General features: G+C 39.9%; 24 protein-coding genes and 5 tRNA genes. 26 read left to right on the forward strand and 3 right to left on the reverse strand.

Annotation, left to right across the window (positions count from 1 at the left end):
* Positions 1–94: 94 nt before the first annotated feature.
* Positions 95–586, forward strand: coding sequence for a YkgJ family cysteine cluster protein (locus ALE3EI_RS08505; protein WP_186987851.1), 492 nt, complete (start codon positions 95–97; stop codon positions 584–586).
* Here the strand turns inward: ALE3EI_RS08505 and ALE3EI_RS08510 are convergent.
* The 3 genes from ALE3EI_RS08510 to ALE3EI_RS08520 form a co-directional block, all read right to left on the reverse strand.
* Positions 579–1,211: a porin family protein gene (locus ALE3EI_RS08510; RefSeq protein WP_186987852.1), complete on the reverse strand. Its 633-nt coding sequence runs from the start codon at positions 1,209–1,211 to the stop codon at positions 579–581. The genes ALE3EI_RS08505 and ALE3EI_RS08510 overlap by 8 nt on opposite strands.
* On the reverse strand, positions 1,195–1,851 hold the full coding sequence (locus ALE3EI_RS08515) for a hypothetical protein (RefSeq protein ID WP_186987853.1): 657 nt from the start codon (positions 1,849–1,851) through the stop codon (positions 1,195–1,197). The genes ALE3EI_RS08510 and ALE3EI_RS08515 overlap by 17 nt, the downstream gene beginning before the upstream one ends.
* 106 nt (positions 1,852–1,957) lie before the next feature.
* Complete coding sequence (locus tag ALE3EI_RS08520) at positions 1,958–3,223, reverse strand: exo-beta-N-acetylmuramidase NamZ family protein (RefSeq protein WP_186987854.1); 1,266 nt, start codon at positions 3,221–3,223, stop codon at positions 1,958–1,960.
* Positions 3,224–3,233: 10 nt separating this feature from the next.
* Here ALE3EI_RS08520 and ALE3EI_RS08525 point away from each other — a divergent pair, with 10 nt between their 5' ends.
* From ALE3EI_RS08525 to rplL, 25 genes are all read left to right on the forward strand, one after another.
* Positions 3,234–4,469, forward strand: coding sequence for an ABC transporter permease (locus tag ALE3EI_RS08525; RefSeq protein ID WP_186987855.1), 1,236 nt, complete (start codon positions 3,234–3,236; stop codon positions 4,467–4,469).
* A gap of 278 nt (positions 4,470–4,747) precedes the next feature.
* Positions 4,748–5,728, forward strand: coding sequence for a PLP-dependent cysteine synthase family protein (locus tag ALE3EI_RS08530; RefSeq protein WP_186987856.1), 981 nt, complete (start codon positions 4,748–4,750; stop codon positions 5,726–5,728).
* A gap of 66 nt (positions 5,729–5,794) precedes the next feature.
* Entirely contained in the window at positions 5,795–6,154 is a 360-nt protein-coding gene (locus ALE3EI_RS08535) for a DUF202 domain-containing protein (RefSeq protein ID WP_186987857.1), read from the forward strand.
* Between the two features lie 32 nt (positions 6,155–6,186).
* Positions 6,187–7,479: a DUF2851 family protein gene (locus ALE3EI_RS08540; protein WP_186987858.1), complete on the forward strand. Its 1,293-nt coding sequence runs from the start codon at positions 6,187–6,189 to the stop codon at positions 7,477–7,479.
* Positions 7,480–7,502: 23 nt separating this feature from the next.
* Positions 7,503–7,733, forward strand: a complete 231-nt coding sequence (locus ALE3EI_RS08545) for a PspC domain-containing protein (protein WP_186987859.1) — start codon at positions 7,503–7,505, stop codon at positions 7,731–7,733.
* Entirely contained in the window at positions 7,730–8,740 is a 1,011-nt protein-coding gene (locus tag ALE3EI_RS08550) for a potassium channel family protein (protein ID WP_186987860.1), read from the forward strand. The genes ALE3EI_RS08545 and ALE3EI_RS08550 overlap by 4 nt, the downstream gene beginning before the upstream one ends.
* 99 nt (positions 8,741–8,839) lie before the next feature.
* Complete coding sequence (locus ALE3EI_RS08555; RefSeq protein WP_186987861.1) at positions 8,840–10,537, forward strand: alanine/glycine:cation symporter family protein; 1,698 nt, start codon at positions 8,840–8,842, stop codon at positions 10,535–10,537.
* Between the two features lie 112 nt (positions 10,538–10,649).
* The gene (locus tag ALE3EI_RS08560) at positions 10,650–11,525 is read left to right on the forward strand and encodes a ComEA family DNA-binding protein (protein WP_186987862.1); all 876 of its coding nucleotides are present in this window, start codon (positions 10,650–10,652) and stop codon (positions 11,523–11,525) included.
* Positions 11,526–11,567: 42 nt separating this feature from the next.
* Positions 11,568–12,734, forward strand: a complete 1,167-nt coding sequence (locus ALE3EI_RS08565) for an acyl-CoA dehydrogenase family protein (protein ID WP_186987863.1) — start codon at positions 11,568–11,570, stop codon at positions 12,732–12,734.
* Between the two features lie 33 nt (positions 12,735–12,767).
* The gene (locus ALE3EI_RS08570; protein WP_186987864.1) at positions 12,768–14,195 is read left to right on the forward strand and encodes a carboxypeptidase-like regulatory domain-containing protein; all 1,428 of its coding nucleotides are present in this window, start codon (positions 12,768–12,770) and stop codon (positions 14,193–14,195) included.
* Positions 14,196–14,273: 78 nt separating this feature from the next.
* On the forward strand, positions 14,274–14,468 hold the full coding sequence (gene rpsU / locus ALE3EI_RS08575) for a 30S ribosomal protein S21 (protein WP_186992336.1): 195 nt from the start codon (positions 14,274–14,276) through the stop codon (positions 14,466–14,468).
* A 68-nt stretch (positions 14,469–14,536) separates the two neighbouring features.
* On the forward strand, positions 14,537–15,427 hold the full coding sequence (locus ALE3EI_RS08580; protein WP_186992337.1) for a tyrosine-type recombinase/integrase: 891 nt from the start codon (positions 14,537–14,539) through the stop codon (positions 15,425–15,427).
* A 26-nt stretch (positions 15,428–15,453) separates the two neighbouring features.
* Positions 15,454–15,756: a ribosome hibernation-promoting factor, HPF/YfiA family gene (gene hpf / locus ALE3EI_RS08585; RefSeq protein ID WP_186987865.1), complete on the forward strand. Its 303-nt coding sequence runs from the start codon at positions 15,454–15,456 to the stop codon at positions 15,754–15,756.
* Positions 15,757–15,866: 110 nt separating this feature from the next.
* Positions 15,867–15,940 (forward strand) — tRNA-Thr (locus ALE3EI_RS08590).
* 119 nt (positions 15,941–16,059) lie between these two features.
* A tRNA-Tyr gene (locus tag ALE3EI_RS08595) sits at positions 16,060–16,141 on the forward strand.
* Between the two features lie 271 nt (positions 16,142–16,412).
* Positions 16,413–16,485 (forward strand) — tRNA-Gly (locus ALE3EI_RS08600).
* Between the two features lie 144 nt (positions 16,486–16,629).
* Positions 16,630–16,701: transfer RNA gene (locus ALE3EI_RS08605), tRNA-Thr, on the forward strand.
* Between the two features lie 53 nt (positions 16,702–16,754).
* A complete protein-coding gene (gene tuf / locus ALE3EI_RS08610; protein WP_186987866.1) occupies positions 16,755–17,942 on the forward strand; it encodes an elongation factor Tu in 1,188 nt (395 codons plus the stop codon).
* A gap of 137 nt (positions 17,943–18,079) precedes the next feature.
* Positions 18,080–18,152, forward strand: a tRNA-Trp gene (locus ALE3EI_RS08615).
* Between the two features lie 56 nt (positions 18,153–18,208).
* A complete protein-coding gene (gene secE / locus ALE3EI_RS08620) occupies positions 18,209–18,397 on the forward strand; it encodes a preprotein translocase subunit SecE (protein ID WP_186987867.1) in 189 nt (62 codons plus the stop codon).
* Positions 18,398–18,399: 2 nt separating this feature from the next.
* The gene (gene nusG, locus ALE3EI_RS08625) at positions 18,400–18,954 is read left to right on the forward strand and encodes a transcription termination/antitermination protein NusG (protein ID WP_186992338.1); all 555 of its coding nucleotides are present in this window, start codon (positions 18,400–18,402) and stop codon (positions 18,952–18,954) included.
* Positions 18,955–19,028: 74 nt separating this feature from the next.
* Positions 19,029–19,466 (forward strand): 50S ribosomal protein L11, encoded by a 438-nt coding sequence (rplK, locus tag ALE3EI_RS08630; protein ID WP_186987868.1) that lies wholly within the window; start codon positions 19,029–19,031, stop codon positions 19,464–19,466.
* 19 nt (positions 19,467–19,485) lie between these two features.
* On the forward strand, positions 19,486–20,181 hold the full coding sequence (gene rplA / locus ALE3EI_RS08635; protein ID WP_186987869.1) for a 50S ribosomal protein L1: 696 nt from the start codon (positions 19,486–19,488) through the stop codon (positions 20,179–20,181).
* 12 nt (positions 20,182–20,193) lie between these two features.
* Complete coding sequence (gene rplJ / locus ALE3EI_RS08640) at positions 20,194–20,715, forward strand: 50S ribosomal protein L10 (RefSeq protein WP_186987870.1); 522 nt, start codon at positions 20,194–20,196, stop codon at positions 20,713–20,715.
* A gap of 53 nt (positions 20,716–20,768) precedes the next feature.
* Positions 20,769–21,146: a 50S ribosomal protein L7/L12 gene (rplL, locus tag ALE3EI_RS08645; RefSeq protein ID WP_186987871.1), complete on the forward strand. Its 378-nt coding sequence runs from the start codon at positions 20,769–20,771 to the stop codon at positions 21,144–21,146.
* Positions 21,147–21,217 lie beyond the last annotated feature (71 nt).

The raw sequence follows: 21,217 nt of genomic DNA on the forward strand, positions 1-21,217 counted from the left end.
CAGGCTATTACTTATTCGTTGTTTTCTACTCCTAATTCCTAATTACTATTTACTCAAAATTCATTACTAGTTCCTAAATCCGTAATTTTACGCCATGGAAGACATCCTGAATGAACTCCCTCAACGGGCTAAAGATACATATAAGGAGAATAAAAAGTTCTTCGGAAAGCTTCGGAAAAAGCCGCCAAAAAATCTGGATACGCTCATGGTAGAGCTGCATGAAGCCGAGTTTGAGCGGACCGATTGCTTAACATGCGCCAACTGCTGTAAGACCACAGGGCCATTATTTACCAACAAGGATATTGAACGTATAGCAAAGCACTTTAAAATGAAGCCTCAAAAATTCGTTGAATCCTATTTAAAGGTTGATGAGGAGAATGACCATGTATTGCAGCGTGTACCCTGTACTTTTTTGGGAGCAGATAATTTCTGCAGTATTTATGATGTGCGCCCAAAGGCCTGCCGCGAATTTCCACATACCGATAGAAAAAAATTTCAGCAGATCTCGAACCTTACCTTAAAGAATGTGGCGATTTGCCCTGCGGCATTTAATATAGTGGAAGAAATGAAGCGGCGAATTAAATAACAATACGCACACCTAAACTAAAGGAAATATAAGTTGCTCCGTTAAAAAATGTTTTCAATTCCGACGGACTTTCAATATTCAAAAAATCCCTTCGGAAAGCCAACTCACCATAAGCACCAATGTGTCTTGAAAAGTGATATCCCATACTTGGTGCCACCGTTAAACTCCCTCCCGAATCACTAAAATCGAAATTTTTCCCGCTATTTTTATATTTTACAAATCCGTAGCCCAAAGCTACTGTGCCACGCCAATTCGTGTCGTTTAAAACCTGATATCCAATCATCGGGCCAATACTGTTAATATCGGCTCCGGTATAATTGCCCACCAGTTGCGGATCCACAACATCGGCGTGAAAATGATTAAAATTCACACCCAGAAGGACAGGTGAATCGAAAATATTTACCATAAAGGCCACTTCAACACCGGCATCCTGTTTTAAAGCCTTATTTGCAAAGTTATCACCCATAACAAGAGGAACATACAATCCTACCTTAAACACTCCGAAATGATCATCCTGCACCCAGTCTGAAGAGTTGCTATCTTCCTCTTCTATCTCTTGCCCGGAAGTTAATAGCACGGAGAACAGACACAAACAAAACAGTATTTTTTTAATATTCAAATTCATAGGTCGTGGTTGCTTCGGTCAATTCAATAAGAATGATTTGAGGTGGTTCATTATTCAGCTCGTAAGTAAATCGAACCGTAGTATTTAATAGTGAAGGTACTTCTGTTTCAAAATTGGTTTGATTGTCGTTCAAGGTTCCGGAAATTATCTTATCCTCATAACAATCTTCAGAATTAGGAATATTGGTATCTATAAAGAAGAACGAACATTCACTGCTTATGTATTCCAGTGAGAAATCCAAAACATTCTGATCCGGAGAGGTTTTTGTTATTTTAAAATCGAGTGTTGCTAATTTCCGTAAAACCACTTGATCAAGGTTGTAACGCTCTTCGAACGAGCTGTCACCATAAACATAGGTTACGCGGCTGTATGGAGAACCCTCTGTTCTGTTGATCGCGATCCTGAAATCATCATACCCGGTTCTCAGGGTAGTAAAATTGAAAAACCCATTGGACTCACTGCGGGATTCACCCAATACAAGATCCTCAGAGATCACCTGAATTTTGATGTCACTTAGTGGATTATTGTTTCCGTCGACAATTAAACCACTCACAGAGGAGCGCTGATCGTTTTCAACTTCTTCTTCACACTGAAAAGCACACAGCACGAATAGAAGTAGAAGATAAAGTACTTTCTTCAATCTGCAAATTTTAAGGGAAGATACAAAAATAGTCTCGCCGTAAAGGTGTTTTTAAGCGTTTAGGATATTAGCCGGGAAATTTTAAATACAATTAATTAATGCCCAATTATTTATAAAGCAGATATTTTTTCCTCATGGCGTCATAAGCATCCAGATCACGTAGCCAGGTGGCCCGTATTTCGGGATAGGTATATCCTTTTTCGATCTGTTCCTGCAATTTAGTGGTTCCGGCAAGATTCGTAAAAAAGTCATTAAAGAACTCCTTCTTTTTTCCATAACCCACATAGGCCTCAATAAGCCACTCCAGATTCAGTTTGTTCATTTTTTTCGTATTCCTGAGGTCGAGCCCGTTACACTGCTCACCCTTAAACTTAGGATGTTTAGCACCTTCATTAGCTTGTGGGGTGAATGTATACGGAAAAAACTCAGCCGGTAAGGATGGCGCTCCAAACACCTGAAACTGAGTATTTGTACCCCGCCCGGCACTTACAACGGTACCTTCAAAAAAACAAAGGCTTGGATATAAATTGATGGCTGTATCATTTGGAAGATTTGGTGAAGGCTTCACAGGAAGTGAATACGCAGTTTGGTGGTCGTAATTGAGCATCTTAATAACCTTAATTTCGCACTGCTTCTTATTTTCCAGCCATCCCTGTCCGTTTATCATTTGTGCATATTCCCCAATGGTCATCCCGTGGACTACCGGAACGGGATGCATGCCCACAAAACTTTTATGCTGAATTTCCAGAATAGGACCATCTATATAGTGCCCGTTGGGATTTGGTCGATCCATTATAATAAGGGGAATCCCGGCTTCGGCACAGGCTTCCATCACATAGTGAAGGGTAGAGATATAGGTGTAAAAACGTGCACCTACATCCTGAATATCAAATATCATTACCTCTAAACCCGACAGTTGTTGTTGGGAAGGTTTTTTGTTTTTTCCGTACAGTGAAATTATAGGAAGACCGGTACTCACATCCATACCATCCTTAATCAGTTCACCGGCATCTGCCGTTCCTCTGAAACCGTGCTCGGGAGCAAATACTTTTTTTAAATCGATTTTCTTCGACACTAAAAAGTCTACTAAATGTATGGACTGTTGTTCTGCACTAATCACAGAAGTCTGATTTGCGACAACGCCAACCGTTTTGTTTCGGAGCAGTCCGGAGTAGGTATCAAACTGTTCGGCGCCCATCACAATAGTGTCATCTTTATCAATGCTTCCGGCTTCCGACTTCGAACTACGGGCTTCAGACTCCTCCGTATTTTCTTCTGAAAAAGGAATTTGATTCCCTTTGTCTCCACTTCCGCAGGAAAAACCTAACAGAAGAAGGATTAAAAATGTATTTTTGAACAACGTAAATCGCATAAAGTAACCCGTGAATTTCGAATTTTTCATCGCCCGGCGCATCATCGCTTCCAAGGATTATAAAAGTAGCATTTCGGCTCCAATAATAAAAATTGCGATAAGTGCGATTGCCCTGGGTATAATAATGATGCTTATCTCCATAGCAACGGGCGTCGGACTGCAAAAAAAGATACGAGAAAAGGTCTCGGCTTTTAACGGAGACATCATAATTTCAAATTTCGATACCAACTTTAGTAACGATTCACAGATCCCGATCTCTAAAAACCAACCGTTTTATCCGAAGTTTACTACTGTAGATGGTATTGATCACATTCAGGTTACCGCATCCAAGGCAGGAGTGATACGTACCGAAACCGATTTTGAAGGTATCGTGGTAAAAGGGGTGAGTGAGGACTATAATTGGGCGTACTTTGATGATTTTTTGGTAGAAGGCGATCTTCCCGATTTTAGCGGTGACCTTGGTAATGAGATCCTCTTATCCTCCTATTTGGCAAACCGCTTGCAGTTACAGCTCAATGATAAAATTGTCACCTTTTTTCTCAATGAAGACAGCACAAAACCACCCCGTACTCGCGGATTTGTGATCAAGGGGATCTACAACAGCGGCTTTCAACAATTTGATGAACAATTTATCATTGCCGATATCCGTCATATTCAGCGTCTCAATAAATGGGAAGCTGACCAGATTGGTGCTTTCGAGCTTTTTGTTGAGGATTTCGATGATATACAACAGGTAGGCAACGCCGTTTATAAGGAAACGGAAAGTACACTGGATACTCAGACCATTCGGGAAAAGTATTATTCCATTTTCGAGTGGCTCGACCTTTTCGATTTTAATATTGCCCTAATCATCGGGATCATGATCCTGGTTGCCGGGATTAATATGATTACTGCCTTACTGGTACTCATACTGGAACGAACACAAATGATAGGAATTCTCAAAGCACTGGGAAGTAATGATTGGAGTGTACGCAAGGTGTTTTTATACAATGCAATGTACCTAATTGGAGTAGGCCTCTTCTGGGGAAATGTCATTGGTCTCGGACTCCTTCTAGCTCAGAAGTATTTCAAACTGTTTCCGTTAAACCCGGATACATATTACGTTACCGAAGCCCCTGTCTATCTGGATGCCGGCTATATTCTGGCACTTAATGCGGGAACGTTTATTTTGTGTCTTTTAATGCTGCTTATTCCAACCTGGATCATTGCCAAGATCTCTCCTGTTAAGGCCATTCGTTACGAATAATAGTTTTTGTGCTCCTACAGCCTACTGGGTTGAGGCTAATAAAAGTGGCCATAGTTGCGCTCCTCTGAATTAAAATTGTCGCCTATCTGAAAGGAGTAATGGCAAGTCTACGGGACGTCTGTGAACGACAATGTTGATGATAAGATTTCCATGGGATTCCTAGCAAGTTTATATAAATAAGAATTACCTGTTTTTCCTCTCTTTCCGCTCAAAATCTCTATTAATTTGAAAGCTCTGGAGACAGACTTTTTTATACCTTTGCACTTCTAAAATTTGTTATGGAATACGCAGAAAACATATTGGGCACTATCGGGAATACGCCATTGGTAAAGATTAACAATCTAACTAAAGACATTCCGGCATTGGTGCTAGCAAAATACGAGACCTTTAATCCCGGAAATTCGGTCAAGGACCGAATGGCGCTGAAGATGATAGAAGATGCCGAAAATGACGGCAGATTAAAACCCGGGGGGACCATCATTGAAGGTACCAGCGGGAATACGGGAATGGGCCTGGCACTGGCAGCTATTGTAAAAGGATACAAAATGGTATGTGTGATCAGTGATAAACAGAGCAAGGAGAAAATGGATATTCTTAGAGCCGTAGGTAGTGAAGTGATTGTGTGTCCTACCGATGTTGAACCGGACGACCCAAGATCATATTATTCTACTTCCAAACGTTTGGCCGAAGAAACACCTAACAGTTGGTATGTGAATCAGTATGACAATCCTAGCAATACTGCAGCACACTACGAAAGTACCGGACCCGAGATTTGGAGGCAAACCGACGGAAAAGTGACTCACTTTGTAGTGGGTGTAGGTACCGGTGGTACCATTAGTGGGGTAGGGAAATACCTAAAGGAACAAAACCCCAATATTAAAGTATGGGGAATCGATACTTACGGAAGCGTATTTAAAAAATATCACGAGACAGGAATTTTTGATGAAAAGGAAATCTATCCTTATGTAACTGAAGGAATAGGCGAAGATATTCTTCCTAAGAATGTGAACTTCGATATTATTGATGGTTTTACCAAAGTGACCGATAAGGATGCCGCAGTATATACTCAGAAACTCGCTAAAGAAGAGGGTATGTTTCTCGGAAATTCGGCAGGAGCAGCCATAAAAGGCTTGCTTCAGCTAAAAGACCATTTTACAAAAGACGATGTGGTAGTGGTACTTTTTCATGACCACGGAAGTAGGTACGTGGGGAAAATGTTCAACAACGACTGGATGAAAAAAATGGGTTATATCGATTAGACCATTCGTTAAATGTTTTAAAAAATCCTTTCTTTCCGGAAAGGATTTCTTTATTTTTAAGCTATAATGAAACGCAAGGCAAAAAGATTGTTTCGCTTTTTACGAACCAAGCCCATACCGGTAAACACCAGAGAGATCCTGGCTTTAGAACGAACCAATCTGGCAAACGAACGTACGCTACTGGCATATATAAGAGCGTCCCTGTATTTATTACTTGGAGGTTTGGCATTATTGCAATTGAAGGATTTCGAGCAGATTCATTGGTTAGGGTATGTGGCTCTAGTGGTTTGTGTTTGTTTTCTGGCAATAGGCATTTTCAGGTTTTTGATGTTGCGCCGTAAGTTGTATAAATGGAATAAAGCATTGTACGCCGATCCCATTCGAGACGCTGTTGAAAACGACGATACCAAGGACAAAACAAATTAAGCTTTTACGACTCCCCGCAATTTTTATTACTCATGAGAGAGGATTTTCTACACTATGTGTGGAAGTTTCAAAAATTTGATGCGCGTAATTTACTTACGGTTCAGGGGGAAACTTTAACATTGATCGACCCGGGGAGTCACAACCTCAATTCGGGGCCGGACTTCTTTAACGGCCAAATTCTGGTCAACGATCTTAAATGGATTGGTAATATAGAGATTCACCTTAAATCGTCAGATTGGTATGTTCATCAGCATCAAACTGATAAAAACTACGATAATGTTATCCTTCATGTAGTCTGGGAGCACGATGCAGAAGTATTTAGAAATGATAATACCTCGATTCCCACGCTTGAGTTAAAAAAGGTTACACATGATGCGATACTTACAAACTATCATAAGTTATTCTCAAACAAAGAAGCGTGGATCTATTGCGAAAATAACTTCGCCACCGTTCCGGGGCTCACCGTTAAAAATTGGTTGGAGCGTCTGTATTTTGAGCGCTTAGAATTACGTAATGAACAAATATTAAAGGAGCTATCCCAATCCAAAAATCATTGGGAGGCAGTACTTTTTTATATGTTGAGTAAAAGCTTCGGATTAAAAGTGAATGGAGAATCATTTTACAGTATCGCCAAGTCGGTACCCTTTACGGTCATAAAAAAATGCAGTAAAAAACAATTAGATTTGGAGGCTTTATTGTTAGGGCAGGCAGGAATGCTCAACACCTGGAAGGAAGATATGCATTTTGAAGTTGTGCTTCAGAAATATAATTTTATCAAACAAAAATTTAAGATCGACGACACCGCTGTGATCCAGCCAAAATTCTTTCGATTGCGACCGCCTAATTTCCCTACGATTAGATTATCTCAACTCGCGGCACTTTTCAGCACAAAAAAGAACCTCTTTTCCGAAGTGATCGAAACAAAGACCGCAGAAGGGTTTTACAGATTGTTTGCAGTACATGCAAGTTCGTATTGGGATACCCACTACAATTTCGATGTCAGCTCTTCCAAAAGGAAGAAATCACTTTCCAAAGGATTTATCGATCTGCTCATTATTAATACATTAATTCCGATAAAATTTTGCTATGCTACATATCAGAGTAATGATATATCTGAAGAGATCGTTCGTTTAGCCTCCGGCTTAAGAAAGGAAGAGAATGCCATCATCAAAAAATTTAACCAACTGCGGCCGGTGGCAGAAAACGCGCTAGAGAGTCAGGCACTACTTCAACTCAAAAAATGCTATTGTAATCCGGGTCAATGTCTCAAATGTGCGATTGGGAATTCGATACTAAAGCAGCAGAACGCTTCAAGGGTAAATTGACTAAAAATTGCTACTTTGCAGCTATGTTACAATTGGTCTATAATATAAGGCATTACTTCGAAAAGCGAGGGTTTTATGTGAGCTCGCGGCTGGCAGACCGACTGGGAATGCGCGCCAAAAGTGTGCGTCTATTCTTTATATATGTTTCCTTTGCAACCTTTGGTGCCGGATTCGCGATTTATCTAACACTTGCATTCTGGTTAAAATTAAAAGACCTTTTGTATACCAAACGAAGCTCTGTATTCGATCTATGATTAAATTGCTACGCTCAAATATAGTTGGCGCCTTGCTGTTATTAGTGCTGGTGTTTTTAATTGGAGTCATTGGATTTCGATTTTTTTCAGGGTATTCATGGGTGGATGCCTGGTATATGACGGTCATCAGTATTACCACAGTAGGGTTTAAGGAGGTAGAGCCTTTAAGTAATACCGAAAAAGTATTTACGTCGGTGTTAATTTTAACCAGTATTTTTATTGTCGGATATGCTATAAAAGTGATTACTGAATATATCCTGAGCAGTAATAATATTGGTAATTTAAAACAAAAGAAAGTGCAAAAAAAAATCGACTCCCTTTCGGGACAGGTCATAGTTTGCGGATATGGACGAAACGGACGTCAAGCGGTTGAAAAATTAATGGCGTATAATAAGTCCTTTGTCGTAATCGAAGACAATAAGGATGTAGTAGAGCGCTTTACAACCGAGGATATGTTATTTGTTCACGGAAATGCTGTTGAAGATGAAATTTTAATTCGAGCGGGAATCGAGAAAGCATCGGTGCTTATATGTGCCCTTCCCAGTGATGCCGATAATTTGTTTGTGGTTTTATCGGCCAGACAAATCAACAAAGACCTTAAGATCATTAGCAGGGCAACCGAAGAGGCAAGTTATAAAAAACTTAAACTTGCGGGGGCAGATAATGTAATCCTGCCGGACAGAATAGGCGGTGAGCATATGGCTTCATTGGTAGTTGTCCCCGATCTAGTGGAATTTTTGGATAACCTTTCTGTGACCGGAGAAAAAGAAAGTATCAATGTAAAGCAGGTCGATTTCGAAAAAATCTGTAAAGACGGAAGAGAGCAATCCATTAGAGAATTAGATATTCGAAAAAAGACGGGCTGTTCGGTTATCGGTTATAAAACTCCGGAAGGAGAATATATTGTCAATCCTGAGCCTTCAATGATTATCAAAAAGCAATCCAAATTGATCCTCATCGGAAGGCCCGACCAAATTGAATCACTCAAAACCTATTTTAAAGATTAAGCTATCGTTAACAAATTAAGCAGCAAAAATTTGAATTCGCTGTTTTTTTTTAGCATCTTGCCTTGCTTTAAAATACAAGTCTCACCAATAAAATCAATTATGAAGAAATATCTTCTCGCTTTTCTTACCATTTTATCTCCACTTTTAACTTTTGCTCAGGAAGCGGAAGAGATGGGGTTAGATCAACAAATAGATCAGGCGTTTGCGCCTGTTTCCGAGTTTGTTACGAACGTTATTTTCTTTTTGGTTTGGGAAGATCCCGATATCCCTTTTGTATTGATATTGCTAGTTGCCAGTGCGGCATTCTTTACCCTGTATTTCGGATTTCCGAATATCCGGTTTTTTGGAAAAGCCATCAATACAGTTCGAGGAAAATATGAGGATATAGAAAAGTATGGAGCTAAAGAATTATATGGCGAAGATGGAATTGCCCAAGGGCAGGATATGAACAAGGTGGACAGCCTTGATAAACATCTTGAAACTGTCGATGAATTAGCCATTGATGGAGATATAGTCGATACCATCCGTGATGAGAGCTCAGACGGTGAGGTAAGTCACTTTCAGGCATTGGCCACAGCCGTATCGGGAACCGTTGGTAATGGTAATATCGCCGGTGTCGCCTTAGCAATTGCGCTGGGGGGACCCGGAGCTACTTTCTGGATGATCGTGTGTGGTTTGCTGGGGATGAGCACAAAATTTGTGGAATGTACCCTGGGAGTTCAATACAGGGATGTTGGACCCGATGGAACTGTCTATGGGGGGCCTATGTATTATATAAGCAAAGGATTAAAAGAAAGAGGATTTAAAACCATTGGTAAAATTGCAGCTGCCTTGTTTGCTGTTTTTTGTATCGGTGGATCATTTGGGGGTGGTAATGCAGCTCAAAGTAATCAGGCAACCATCGTATTAAAGGAATTATTTAACTGGGAAAGTACCGCAGCAGGTGCCATCGTTGGAATAGTCCTCGCAATCCTGGTAGGGATCATTATTATTGGAGGAATAAAGCGTATTGCACAAGTGACCGAAAAGGTAGTACCGTTTATGGCAATATTATATATCGCTTGTTGTTTGTATATTATTTTAAGTAATTTTTCATTTATCGATGATGCGATCAGTCTTATCATAACCGAAGCCTTTAACCCAACTGCGATTGGTGTTGGAAGTTTAATAGGTGTGTTATTAGTCGGATTTCAACGTGCGGCATTCTCTAACGAAGCAGGTGCAGGTTCCGCATCGATTGCACACTCGGCTGTAAAAACAAAGTATTCCGCAAGTGAAGGATTAGTGGCACTTTTAGAGCCATTTATTGATACTGTTGTAATTTGTACGATGACCGCATTGGTGATCATTATCTTTAATTTTGGAGGATATTTCGAGTATGGAGGGGATGGTACAGGAACCGTGCTTATTGATGGGTTACCGTATGAAGGAGCCGGAATTACTTCCAAAGCCTTTGCCGAATATATTCCTTATTCCAAAATATTCTTAACGATCGCAGTAGTGCTCTTTGCGGTTTCTACCATGATCTCATGGTCGTATTACGGTCTTCAGTCCTGGAAATTTCTCTTCGGAAGAGGTAAAAGAGCGGATCTCGTGTATAAGCTGCTATTCTTAACGTTTGTGGTAATAGGTGCCGCTGCTAGTATGGATTCTATCTGGGCATTCTCTGACGCGATGATCTTTGCCATGGTATTCCCGAATATGGTAGGATTGTACTTCCTCTTCCCCGTAGTGAAGAAACAGTTGAAACGTTATTTGGATGCCATCAAATTAAAACGGGAAGCGATAAACGATTAAGGACTATCTCAAATATGTAATTTAGTAATGCGCTCCTTGACAATCAAGGAGCGCATTTTTTATTCAATTTTTAATATATTTATGGAAACTCCCCAATTCTTAGAGTGGAGTCATGTCAACTTTTCTTTCTCATTTCGTTTTCAGTCGTTCTCAACGCAACAGTATTTTATCTCTGCTGTTTGTCATTCTGGCCTTATTGGCTGTTTACTTTTTTCTGGATACTTCGGAAGAAGATCCGGTATCTTTTTCAAATCCCGAGATTGACTTAATACTTAAGCAATTGGATTCATTGCGTTGCGCTGAAGCCGAAAAGCATAAACCGAAACAATATCCTTTCAATCCGAATTTTATTACCGATTACAAGGCCTACACGCTTGGATTGACCGTTGAAGAATTCGACAGACTTCAGCAGTACAGAGAAAAAGGAGAATGGATCAACTCTGTAGCCGATTTTAAAAGGGTTACCCGGGTTTCCGATTCGGTGTTAAACAGAATCAGCCCTTTGTTTACATTTCCGGATTGGGTTACCAAACCCGGGACTTACAGACCTGCTTTCAGAAAAACTATTTCTGAGTTACCTCAGGAAAAAAAGGCCGATCTTAATGCAGCCACCGCCGAGCAGCTTCAGGAGGTAAAAGGTTTGGGTGTTACATTAAGCCAAAGAATAGTAAGATACAGAGAGCGTATAGGAGGGTTTTCAAATGAACTTCAGCTTTATGAAGTATACGGTTTGAGTGATTCCGTCGTACAACGAACCTTAAGATTGTTTACGGTAAAACTTCCGAAGGACATAAAAAAAATGAATCTCAACACCATTTCTGCTTCCGATATAGCTACCATTCCGGGAGTCTCTTTCGAGCTTGCAAAAAAGATTTGGGAATACCGAATATTGCATGAAAAGATCGAGCACATTTCGGAGTTGGAAAAAATTGAAGGAATGACACCTCAGAAATTACAGCTATTTCAGTTATATTTGTGCTTTGAGTAATATTACTTCATCAGCGTATATCCCTAAACCTTAAAACAATTTATGAGTACCACATACTTTACAGAAGAACATGATTTTTTCAGAAAGAGCTTTCAAGATTTCTTACAGAAAGAAGTAGTTCCCCATATCGAAAAGTGGGAAGAAACAGGTCATATAGAACGTTTCATCTGGAAAAAAATGGGGGATATGGGATATTTTGGTATCAATTATCCCGAAGCTTACGGCGGGATGGATCTCGATCTTTTCTACACTGTGATCTTTCTGGAAGAATTGCAAAAAGTAAACTCAGGTGGTTTTGCAGCGGCTATGTGGGCCCATGCATATCTGGCGATGACCCATCTTAATAAGGAGGGAAATCACGAACAAAAAGAGAAGTACCTTGCTCCCAGTATTTCGGGAGATATGATTGGTTGTCTGTGTATTACTGAACCCTTTGGAGGAAGTGACGTCTCTGGAATGCGCAGTACAGCGGTAAAAAAGGGTGACAGTTATATTTTAAACGGTTCCAAAACCTTTATTACAAATGGAGTATATAGTGATTACCTAATAGTAGCCGCCAAAACTTCACCCGAATTAGGAAATAAAGGAATAAGCATGTTTATTGTTGATCGTGAGGCCAAAGGTGTTTCGGCAACAAAATTAGACAAGCTGGGTTGGCGTGCCAGCGATACAGGTGAGATCGCGTTCGATAATGTGGAGATTCCGGCTGCTAACCTCATGGGTGAAGAGAATAAGGGCTTTCCGTATATTATGCAGCATTTTGCATTGGAACGACTCATAATGGGGATTAACTCACATGCACGCAGTCAATGGGCACTCGATTACACCATAGCCTATATGAAGGAAAGAGTTGCCTTTGGAAAACCTATTTCAGAGTTTCAGGCCTTGAGACACAAAGTAGCTCAGATGTCGGCCGAAATAGAAGTGTGTAAAACCTTCAACTACGTGACGGCCCAACGACTTAATAATGGTGAATATGTTGTTAAGGAAGCCACCATGTCCAAGCTTATATCTACCAAGGTAGCCGATGAGGTTGCCTATGAATGTTTGCAGTTGTTAGGAGGATATGGGTATATGGAAGAATATCCTTTGGCACGGAATCTGCGAGACAGCAGACTGGGACCCATTGGCGGAGGAACGTCAGAGATCCTAAGAGAGATCATTGCAAAGATGGTAATGGACGGCAAAGCATATAAACCGGCTACCTAAAATTATAGTGGGGAACAAAACATTATAGCACCAATGAAATTAAGGAAATTAGAAAAATTTGTTAGTTTTTTAATCGGATTTATTTGTTTCAGCAGTTTTGCTCAAACAGAGATCAAAGGGAAGGTAGCCGACTTCTTAACCTTTCTCCCCATTGAAAGTGCGAGTGTTTATATTCAGAATTCAACCATAGGTACCATCACGAATATCGATGGAAATTTTGTGTTACAGGCACCAAGAGAATTTAGTAATGATACCCTCATTATTTCTTCCATTGGTTATAAGAGTTTTAAAACGGTTATCAGTGAACTGGAGCAGCCTTTAGAGATCTTTCTGGAAGAAGATATTGCTGCGCTGGATGAAGTCGTTGTGGTGTCGTCTACCCGCCCTAAAACAGGGAATGATATCGTGTTAAAGGCTATCGAAGAATTACCCGATAATTTACCCGAATTGCCATATCTTCAGAAAGGATTTTTAAGACACCGGGAGCGCAATAAAAAGGAATATAAATGGCTAATTGAAAGTGCAATAACCATGTACGACTCAAGCTACGCTTCCGGGGCCAAGAAAAATCTAAAGATCAATGTAGACGAGATTCGCAAAAGCTATGACCTTCGGGAAGTGGACAGTTTGTTTGCTTATGCTTCCTTTTTAAAGTATAATGGTAAAAACATAAATGTAAAGGCAAAGGAATTGCGTAGAGACACCATTAAAACCGCTTCACTGGTCAACGCAATTAAATGGAACGATCAGCGCTTAAATGGTCTGGAAAAGCTTTTCGCAGGGCAGCTTAATCTGGTGAGAAATGCCAATGCACGTGATGCATTATTCGGAAAGAATATGCTCAAAACCCATCAGTTCACATTGGATACTGTTTTAGTTGAAAATGGAAGAAAATTGTACAAGATTAAAATTGGTAAGAGTTCAGATTTTATAGACCTGAACACACCAAATATTTATAACGACGGTTTTGAAGCCAACGGTTGGCTCTATATTTATTGGGATAATTATGCCTTTAAAAAGATAGAGTACGAATTGGTAGCCGCATCAGACGTGCAAAAACGAAGAAGCAAGAGTTTGTTTGATACTCAGGTAAATCATAAATTGGTGATCACCTATATGGAGTATGAAGGAAAGATGTATCCAAATTATTTTTATTACGAATCTCCAAAACTGGTGAATATTGGTGACCGCTCATCAGACCAGGTAAAGACCGAAAGTGAACCGGGTTTTGATAAAGACGAACAGTATTATTTTACGATTCAGGAAATACTATTTACTGAAGTGATTCGCGATGCTTTTGCTGTGGAGACGGCATTGAATAAAGAATGGTCTGAAGATATTTTTAGCTCAAGACCATATAACGAAGAATTCTGGGATAACTACAATGTATTGTTAGAAAGTGAAGAGGAGGAGCAGTTAATAAAAGATCTGGGTAAACGGGCATCGTTATTTAAACAGTAATTTTTTAGCATTTCTTAACGATGTATTACAAATAACTTTTTATCTTTGCCGTCCCAAAAGAGAGGAGGTGATGACACTATGTTAATTATACCAGTTAAAGACGGAGAAAATATCGATAGAGCACTAAAGCGTTTCAAGCGTAAGTTTGATCGTACCGGAACTATGCGTCAACTACGTGCAAGACAAGCTTTTTCAAAGCCTTCTGTAGTACGTAGAGCACAAATCCAAAAAGCTCAATATATCCAAAATCTAAGAGATCAGGAAGAGATCTAAAGATTCCTTTTATTGTAAATCACAAAAATCCGTTGGATTATAGTATTTTTACTACCAACGGATTTTTTATGCCCTTTTCTGAATTTACCGACTACCTTACACTCGAGAAAAAGTATTCTCCTCATACCATTACAGCCTATCTCAACGACCTGGAGAATTTCGCTTTTTTTGCTAAGGAAAATTATGAATACCAAGGCATAAAAGAGGTTAATTATTCTGTCATTCGGAGTTGGATCGTAATGATGGTCGATAACGGAACTTCGAACCGAAGTATTAATCGCAAGATCTCTTCGCTAAAATCCTATTATAAATTCTTGCTGAAGACCAAACAGATCGAAGTGAACCCTTTACTGAAGCACAAGGCATTAAAAACGTCAAAAAAAATACAGGTCCCTTTTTCTGAAAAGGAAATTGCTGCGGTTCTGGAAAAACTGAATGACGCTGAAGGATTTGAAGGACTCCGAAATAAATTGATCGTGGAATTGTTTTATTCTACCGGGATGCGTAGGGCTGAACTGATAGGTATAAAGGTGAAAGATGTTCATATTGCGCAAAGGTCAATTAAAGTACATGGAAAGCGTAATAAGGAAAGAATTATCCCTTTAATTCCACCGGTCGTGAAGACGATAGAGCAGTATCTGCATCTAAGGAATGAACTGGAAGCCATTCGCGATGATTCGTATTTGTTTCTTTCTGCAAAGGGCGTTAAAATATATGAAACACTTGTCTACCGTATTATAAATTCATATTTTAGTGAGGCATCTCTCAAAGTGAAGAAGAGTCCGCATATTTTGCGACATTCTTTTGCCACTCATTTATTAAATGAGGGTGCAGATTTAAACGCAGTGAAAGAACTGTTAGGGCATTCGAGTCTCGCCTCCACACAAGTGTATACACATAATAGTATCGCGCAACTAAAGCAGGTGTATAAGGATTCGCATCCCCGAAATTCAAACTGATCTACTAACTACTAAAATTCTTGCGTATGAAGGTAAATGTGCAAACTCCAAATTTTGCAGCGGACAGTAAACTCATTAATTTTATTGAAAGACGGTTAACTAAGCTGGAGCAATTTTACGACAGGATCGTTTTCGCAGATGTTTTTTTAAAAGTTCAGAAAACAAGTGAAAAGCAGAACAAAATTGTAGAGGTTTTGTTGAGTATTCCCGGTGGGGATTTGATAGTAAAGAAGGACGCTAAATCCTTCGAAGAAGGAACAGACGAATGTGTGCAATCGCTGGAACGACAGTTAAAAAAACGGAAACAAAAACAAAGAGCATATTTATAGGAAAAAAATCAAAAAAAGTTTTTTAGAAAAAATAATTTATTTACATTTGCAGTCCGTTAGAAATAGCGGACTTTTTTATGCTGATTTTTTTAGCTGAAAAAGCCAAAAAGGCCGATGTAGCTCAGCTGGCTAGAGCAGCTGATTTGTAATCAGCAGGTCGTGGGTTCGAGTCCCTCCATCGGCTCCTGAAAAAACTGAGTTGAAACGATTTCAAAATCGGTTTTTTTGTTGATGAAAGTTGAATGAGTCGGATAAAGGTTGACTCTTGAGATTTTAAAGTTCTTTAAAAAATTAGAATGGTTTGGGGAGATACTCAAGCGGCCAACGAGGGCAGACTGTAAATCTGCTGACCTAGTCTTCGCAGGTTCGAATCCTGCTCTCCCCACAAACATTTTTAGAGAATTCGTAGAAAGCTTGCTTTCTTAAGGATTCGAAAAAAATGTTTGTTTAGGGTCCCCCTAAACGGATCACGAGCAAAGCGAGTAATCCAAGGGTCCCCCTAAACGGATCACGAGCATAGCGAGTAATCCTAGATTGTGAATGGATTGCTGGATTTAGCGAGGTGATCCTAGATCGTGAATGGATTGCCGGATTTAGCGAGGTGATCGAAATTTGAAATATTGAAAATGCAATCTGATTAGATTCAGAAAAAAAATGCGGGAGTAGCTCAGTTGGTAGAGCGTCAGCCTTCCAAGCTGAATGTCGCCGGTTCGAACCCGGTCTCCCGCTCAAAGCGGAAAGTCATCACGCCTAATGGCGTGATCTCCCGCTGAAAGCGGACAGTGATTACACTGTATTGTGTAATTGTTGCTTTAAATTCCTATGAAGGCAGAAATCACTTCCTTTAGAAAAGGAACAAATTAAATACTTTACGCCGGTGTAGCTCAGGGGTAGAGCGTTTCCTTGGTAAGGAAGAGGTCATGGGTTCAAATCCCATCATTGGCTCAAGTTGATTAAAATTGAACACTAATATATAACTAAGATTAAATAAATACACAATGGCAAAAGAAACATTTGATCGGTCTAAACCTCACTTAAACGTAGGTACTATTGGACACGTAGATCACGGTAAAACAACATTAACTGCTGCTATTACTAAGGTGATGGCAGATGCTGGTTATTCAGAGGCTAGATCTTTTGATCAAATTGATAATGCTCCTGAAGAAAAAGAAAGAGGTATTACAATTAACTCTTCACACGTAGAGTACCAAACTGCAAACCGTCATTACGCACACGTTGACTGTCCAGGTCACGCGGATTACGTAAAGAACATGGTAACTGGTGCTGCACAGATGGACGGTGCTATTCTTGTGGTTGCGGCTACAGATGGTCCAATGCCACAAACTCGTGAGCACATCCTTCTTGGACGTCAGGTAGGTATTCCTCGTATTGTTGTATTCATGAATAAAGTGGATATGGTTGATGATGAAGAACTTCTTGAGCTTGTTGAAATGGAGATCAGAGATCTTCTTTCTTTCTACGAGTATGATGGTGACAACGGTCCTGTAATTGCTGGTTCAGCTCTTGGAGCATTGAACGGTGAAGACAAATGGGTTAAGTCAGTATTAGAATTAATGGAAGCTGTTGATAGCTGGATCGAAGAGCCTCTTCGTGAAGTTGACAAGCCATTCCTTATGCCTATTGAAGATGTATTTTCTATTACAGGTCGTGGAACTGTTGCAACAGGTCGTATCGAAACCGGTATCGCAAACACTGGTGATCCTGTAGAGATCATTGGTATGGGTGCAGAGAAACTTACTTCAACCATTACTGGTATTGAGATGTTCCGTCAGATCCTTGACAGAGGTGAAGCTGGTGATAACGCCGGTATCCTTTTAAGAGGTATTGAGAAGTCTCAGATTTCTAGAGGTATGGTTATCTGTAAGCCAGGTTCTGTTACTCCTCACGCTAAGTTTAAAGCAGAGGTTTACGTACTTAAGAAAGAAGAAGGTGGACGTCACACTCCATTCCATAATAACTACCGTCCTCAGTTTTACGTTCGTACAACCGACGTAACAGGAAATATTAGTCTTCCTGATGGTGTTGAAATGGTAATGCCTGGTGATAACCTTACAATTCACGTTGAGCTTATTCAAGCGATCGCGATGAATGTTGGTCTTCGTTTTGCTATCCGTGAAGGTGGTAGAACAGTAGGTGCCGGTCAGGTTACTGAAATTTTAGACTAATACTATAATTTTTAAAGTCATAAAGGTGTTCCGTTTTTACGGAACGCCTTGACTTTTATTACGGGTTTAGCTTTCCCGATTGCTATTGGGACAATAGCTGAATATAGAGATTAAGTAGTAATATTTAATTAAAGTATACGGGTTTAGCTCAGTTGGTAGAGCACTGGTCTCCAAAACCAGGTGTCGGGAGTTCGAGTCTCTCAACCCGTGCAAGAAGAATGTTTGGGATAAAACATCACTTCAAAAAAATAAATACACCAAGAACAATGGTAGCTTATATAAAAGAATCCTATAACGAACTTAAAAACCATGTTACATGGCCTACCTGGGCTGAAGCTCAGAAATTAACTGTGATCGTTGCTGTATTTTCAGTAATACTGGCTTTGGCAGTTTGGGGTGTGGATACGGTCTTTAGTGGTGTTATTGAGCAATATTTCAAATGGATCAAGTCGTAAACATGACTGAAACAAAGAGTACAAAAAAATGGTATGTGGTCCGTTCGGTAAGTGGACAGGAGAACAAGATCAAATCGTATATCGAATCTGAGATAAAACGATTGAATCTTGAGGATTATATTGATCAGGTTCTGGTACCTACCGAAAAAGTAGTTCAGATAAGAAACGGAAAGAAAGTGAACAAAGAACGTGTTTACTTCCCGGGATATATTATGATACAGGCAAGCCTGGCAGGTGAAATACCACATATTATAAAATCAATTAACGGAGTGATCGGTTTTCTTGGGGAAACTAAAGGAGGAGATCCCGTGCCGTTGAGACAGTCTGAGGTTAACCGAATGTTAGGAAAAGTTGATGAGCTGGCGGTTAAGGACGACAATGTGAATATTCCTTATGTAATTGGGGAAACTGTAAAAGTGATCGATGGACCGTTTAACGGATTTAACGGAACTGTCGAAAAAATAAATGAAGAGAAGCGTAAACTTGAAGTCATGGTGAAGATCTTCGGAAGAAAAACACCATTGGAATTAAGTTATATGCAGGTTGAAAAAGTTTAATTGTTACACGCTATATATAATAGGCTATTTTCTTAAGCTTCCACAATAGAAAATACCGCATTAAAATTTGAAAAATGGCAAAAGAAGTTGGTAAAGTAGTAAAGTTGCAAGTTCGTGGAGGTGCCGCTAACCCGTCACCACCCGTTGGACCCGCTTTAGGTGCTGCCGGTGTGAACATTATGGAGTTCTGTAAGCAATTTAATGCTAGAACTCAAGACAAGCAAGGTAAAGTATTGCCAGTTGTGATTACAGTTTATAAGGACAAGTCTTTCGACTTCGTTATTAAAACTCCTCCGGCTGCCGTGCAGATCCTTGAAGCGGCCAAAGCCAAAAAGGGCTCTGGCGAACCACACGTAGTTAAGGTAGCAACTATCTCCTGGGATCAGGTGAGAACGATTGCAGAAGACAAAATGCCCGATTTAAATGCATTTACAGTAGAATCTGCTATGAAAATGGTAGCAGGAACTGCTAGATCAATGGGAGTTAAAATAAAAGGTGCTGCACCTTTTTAAACCGAAAAGAATCTAAAAAATGGCAAGATTAACTAAAAAGCAAAAAGAAGCAACTGCAAAGGTAGAGGCAAAAACCTATTCCGTAGCTGAAGCTTCTGCTTTAATAAAAGAGATCACCAACGCAAATTTCGATGCCTCTGTAGATTTGGCCGTGCGTCTTAATGTAGACCCGCGTAAAGCAAATCAGATGGTTAGAGGTGTTGTTACCCTTCCTCATGGAACAGGTAAAGACGTAAAGGTATTGGCTTTGGTAACTCCCGATAAGGAGGCCGAAGCTAAAGAAGCCGGCGCAGATTTCGTTGGATTGGATGAGTACCTCGAAAAAATAAAAGGAGGTTGGACAGACGTTGACGTTATTGTAACCATGCCAAGTGTTATGGGTAAATTAGGACCATTAGGACGTGTTTTAGGACCTCGTGGATTAATGCCTAACCCAAAGACCGGTACCGTTACTATGGACGTTGCTAAAGCTGTTTCTGATGTGAAAGCAGGTAAGATCGACTTTAAAGTGGATAAGACCGGAATCGTTCACGCCGCAATTGGAAAAGCATCTTTCGATGCTGAAAAAATTGCCGGAAACGCGAGAGAATTATTAACTACTCTGGTTAAACTGAAGCCTCAGTCGGCTAAAGGTGTTTATATTAAAAGCATCTATATGTCAAGTACTATGAGCCCTTCAGTAGAGATAGATACGAAAAGATTTACTGAGCAGTAACAATTAGAAATTATGACAAGAGAAGAAAAATCACAAGTAATTGAAAATTTAACTGCACAGTTGTCTGAAAATGCTACTATTTATTTAGCAGATATTTCAGGTCTTGATGCAGGGACTACTTCAAACTTAAGACGCGCTTGTTTTAAAGCTGGTGTGAAGTTGGCTGTAGTAAAGAACACCTTGCTTGCAAAAGCAATGGAAAGTTCAGATAAGGACTTCGGAGAGCTTTCAGGAATACTTAAAGGAAACACTTCTTTAATGTTCTCAGAAACCGGAAACGGTCCCGCAAAAGTAATTAAGGAATTCAGAAAAAAATCTGACAGACCATTACTTAAAGGAGCTTACATTGAAGAATCTATCTATGTTGGTGACGATCAGTTAGACAAATTGGTGGAGATCAAATCTAAGGACGAGCTTATTGGAGAGATCATTGGATTACTTCAATCACCGGCCAAGAATGTTATCTCGGCACTTAAGTCTGGTGGTGGAACCATCGCAGGTATAGTTAAAACCCTTCAGGAAAGAGAAGGATAAATTATTGCACTAATTAAATTATATAACACAAATTATTTTTAAAACGATAGAAAATGGCAGATTTAAAAGATTTCGCAGAACAATTAGTTAACTTAACAGTAAAAGAAGTTAATGAGTTAGCTACTATATTAAAAGACGAGTATGGTATCGAGCCTGCTGCTGCAGCTGTTGCTGTTGCTGCTGGTGGTGGTGCTGCCGGTGCAGAAGCTGAAGAAGAAAAGTCAGAATTTGACGTAATTCTTACTGCTCCGGGTGGTTCTAAATTAGCAGTTGTAAAACTGGTAAAAGAACTTACAGGTGCTGGTCTTAAAGACGCTAAAGAATTAGTGGATAACGCTCCTTCTCCTATTAAAGAAGGTGTATCAAAAGACGAAGCTGAAGCGTTAAAAGCTCAGTTAGAAGAAGCTGGAGCAGAGGTTGAGCTTAAGTAAGCTCCCAACGTTCCAAACCTTAAGGTTTAGGTCTTCCGCATCGCGCGGAATGGCCTAAACCATTTTGCGTA

Source organism: Constantimarinum furrinae (assembly GCF_014295415.1).
Lineage (GTDB): Bacteria > Bacteroidota > Bacteroidia > Flavobacteriales > Flavobacteriaceae > Constantimarinum > Constantimarinum furrinae.

Bases quoted from the DNA above. Each gene is read 5' to 3' on its own strand.
- ALE3EI_RS08505 (WP_186987851.1), top strand. From the start codon at position 95: ATGGAAGACATCCTGAATGAACTCCCTCAACGGGCTAAAGATACATAT.
- ALE3EI_RS08510 (WP_186987852.1), bottom strand. From the start codon at position 1,211: ATGAATTTGAATATTAAAAAAATACTGTTTTGTTTGTGTCTGTTCTCC.
- ALE3EI_RS08520 (WP_186987854.1), bottom strand. From the start codon at position 3,223: ATGCGATTTACGTTGTTCAAAAATACATTTTTAATCCTTCTTCTGTTA.
- ALE3EI_RS08530 (WP_186987856.1), top strand. From the start codon at position 4,748: ATGGAATACGCAGAAAACATATTGGGCACTATCGGGAATACGCCATTG.
- ALE3EI_RS08535 (WP_186987857.1), top strand. From the start codon at position 5,795: ATGAAACGCAAGGCAAAAAGATTGTTTCGCTTTTTACGAACCAAGCCC.
- ALE3EI_RS08540 (WP_186987858.1), top strand. From the start codon at position 6,187: ATGAGAGAGGATTTTCTACACTATGTGTGGAAGTTTCAAAAATTTGAT.
- ALE3EI_RS08545 (WP_186987859.1), top strand. From the start codon at position 7,503: ATGTTACAATTGGTCTATAATATAAGGCATTACTTCGAAAAGCGAGGG.
- ALE3EI_RS08550 (WP_186987860.1), top strand. From the start codon at position 7,730: ATGATTAAATTGCTACGCTCAAATATAGTTGGCGCCTTGCTGTTATTA.
- ALE3EI_RS08555 (WP_186987861.1), top strand. From the start codon at position 8,840: ATGAAGAAATATCTTCTCGCTTTTCTTACCATTTTATCTCCACTTTTA.
- ALE3EI_RS08560 (WP_186987862.1), top strand. From the start codon at position 10,650: ATGTCAACTTTTCTTTCTCATTTCGTTTTCAGTCGTTCTCAACGCAAC.
- ALE3EI_RS08565 (WP_186987863.1), top strand. From the start codon at position 11,568: ATGAGTACCACATACTTTACAGAAGAACATGATTTTTTCAGAAAGAGC.
- ALE3EI_RS08570 (WP_186987864.1), top strand. From the start codon at position 12,768: ATGAAATTAAGGAAATTAGAAAAATTTGTTAGTTTTTTAATCGGATTT.
- rpsU (WP_186992336.1), top strand. From the start codon at position 14,274: ATGTTAATTATACCAGTTAAAGACGGAGAAAATATCGATAGAGCACTA.
- ALE3EI_RS08580 (WP_186992337.1), top strand. From the start codon at position 14,537: ATGCCCTTTTCTGAATTTACCGACTACCTTACACTCGAGAAAAAGTAT.
- hpf (WP_186987865.1), top strand. From the start codon at position 15,454: ATGAAGGTAAATGTGCAAACTCCAAATTTTGCAGCGGACAGTAAACTC.
- tuf (WP_186987866.1), top strand. From the start codon at position 16,755: ATGGCAAAAGAAACATTTGATCGGTCTAAACCTCACTTAAACGTAGGT.
- secE (WP_186987867.1), top strand. From the start codon at position 18,209: ATGGTAGCTTATATAAAAGAATCCTATAACGAACTTAAAAACCATGTT.
- nusG (WP_186992338.1), top strand. From the start codon at position 18,400: ATGACTGAAACAAAGAGTACAAAAAAATGGTATGTGGTCCGTTCGGTA.
- rplK (WP_186987868.1), top strand. From the start codon at position 19,029: ATGGCAAAAGAAGTTGGTAAAGTAGTAAAGTTGCAAGTTCGTGGAGGT.
- rplA (WP_186987869.1), top strand. From the start codon at position 19,486: ATGGCAAGATTAACTAAAAAGCAAAAAGAAGCAACTGCAAAGGTAGAG.
- rplJ (WP_186987870.1), top strand. From the start codon at position 20,194: ATGACAAGAGAAGAAAAATCACAAGTAATTGAAAATTTAACTGCACAG.
- rplL (WP_186987871.1), top strand. From the start codon at position 20,769: ATGGCAGATTTAAAAGATTTCGCAGAACAATTAGTTAACTTAACAGTA.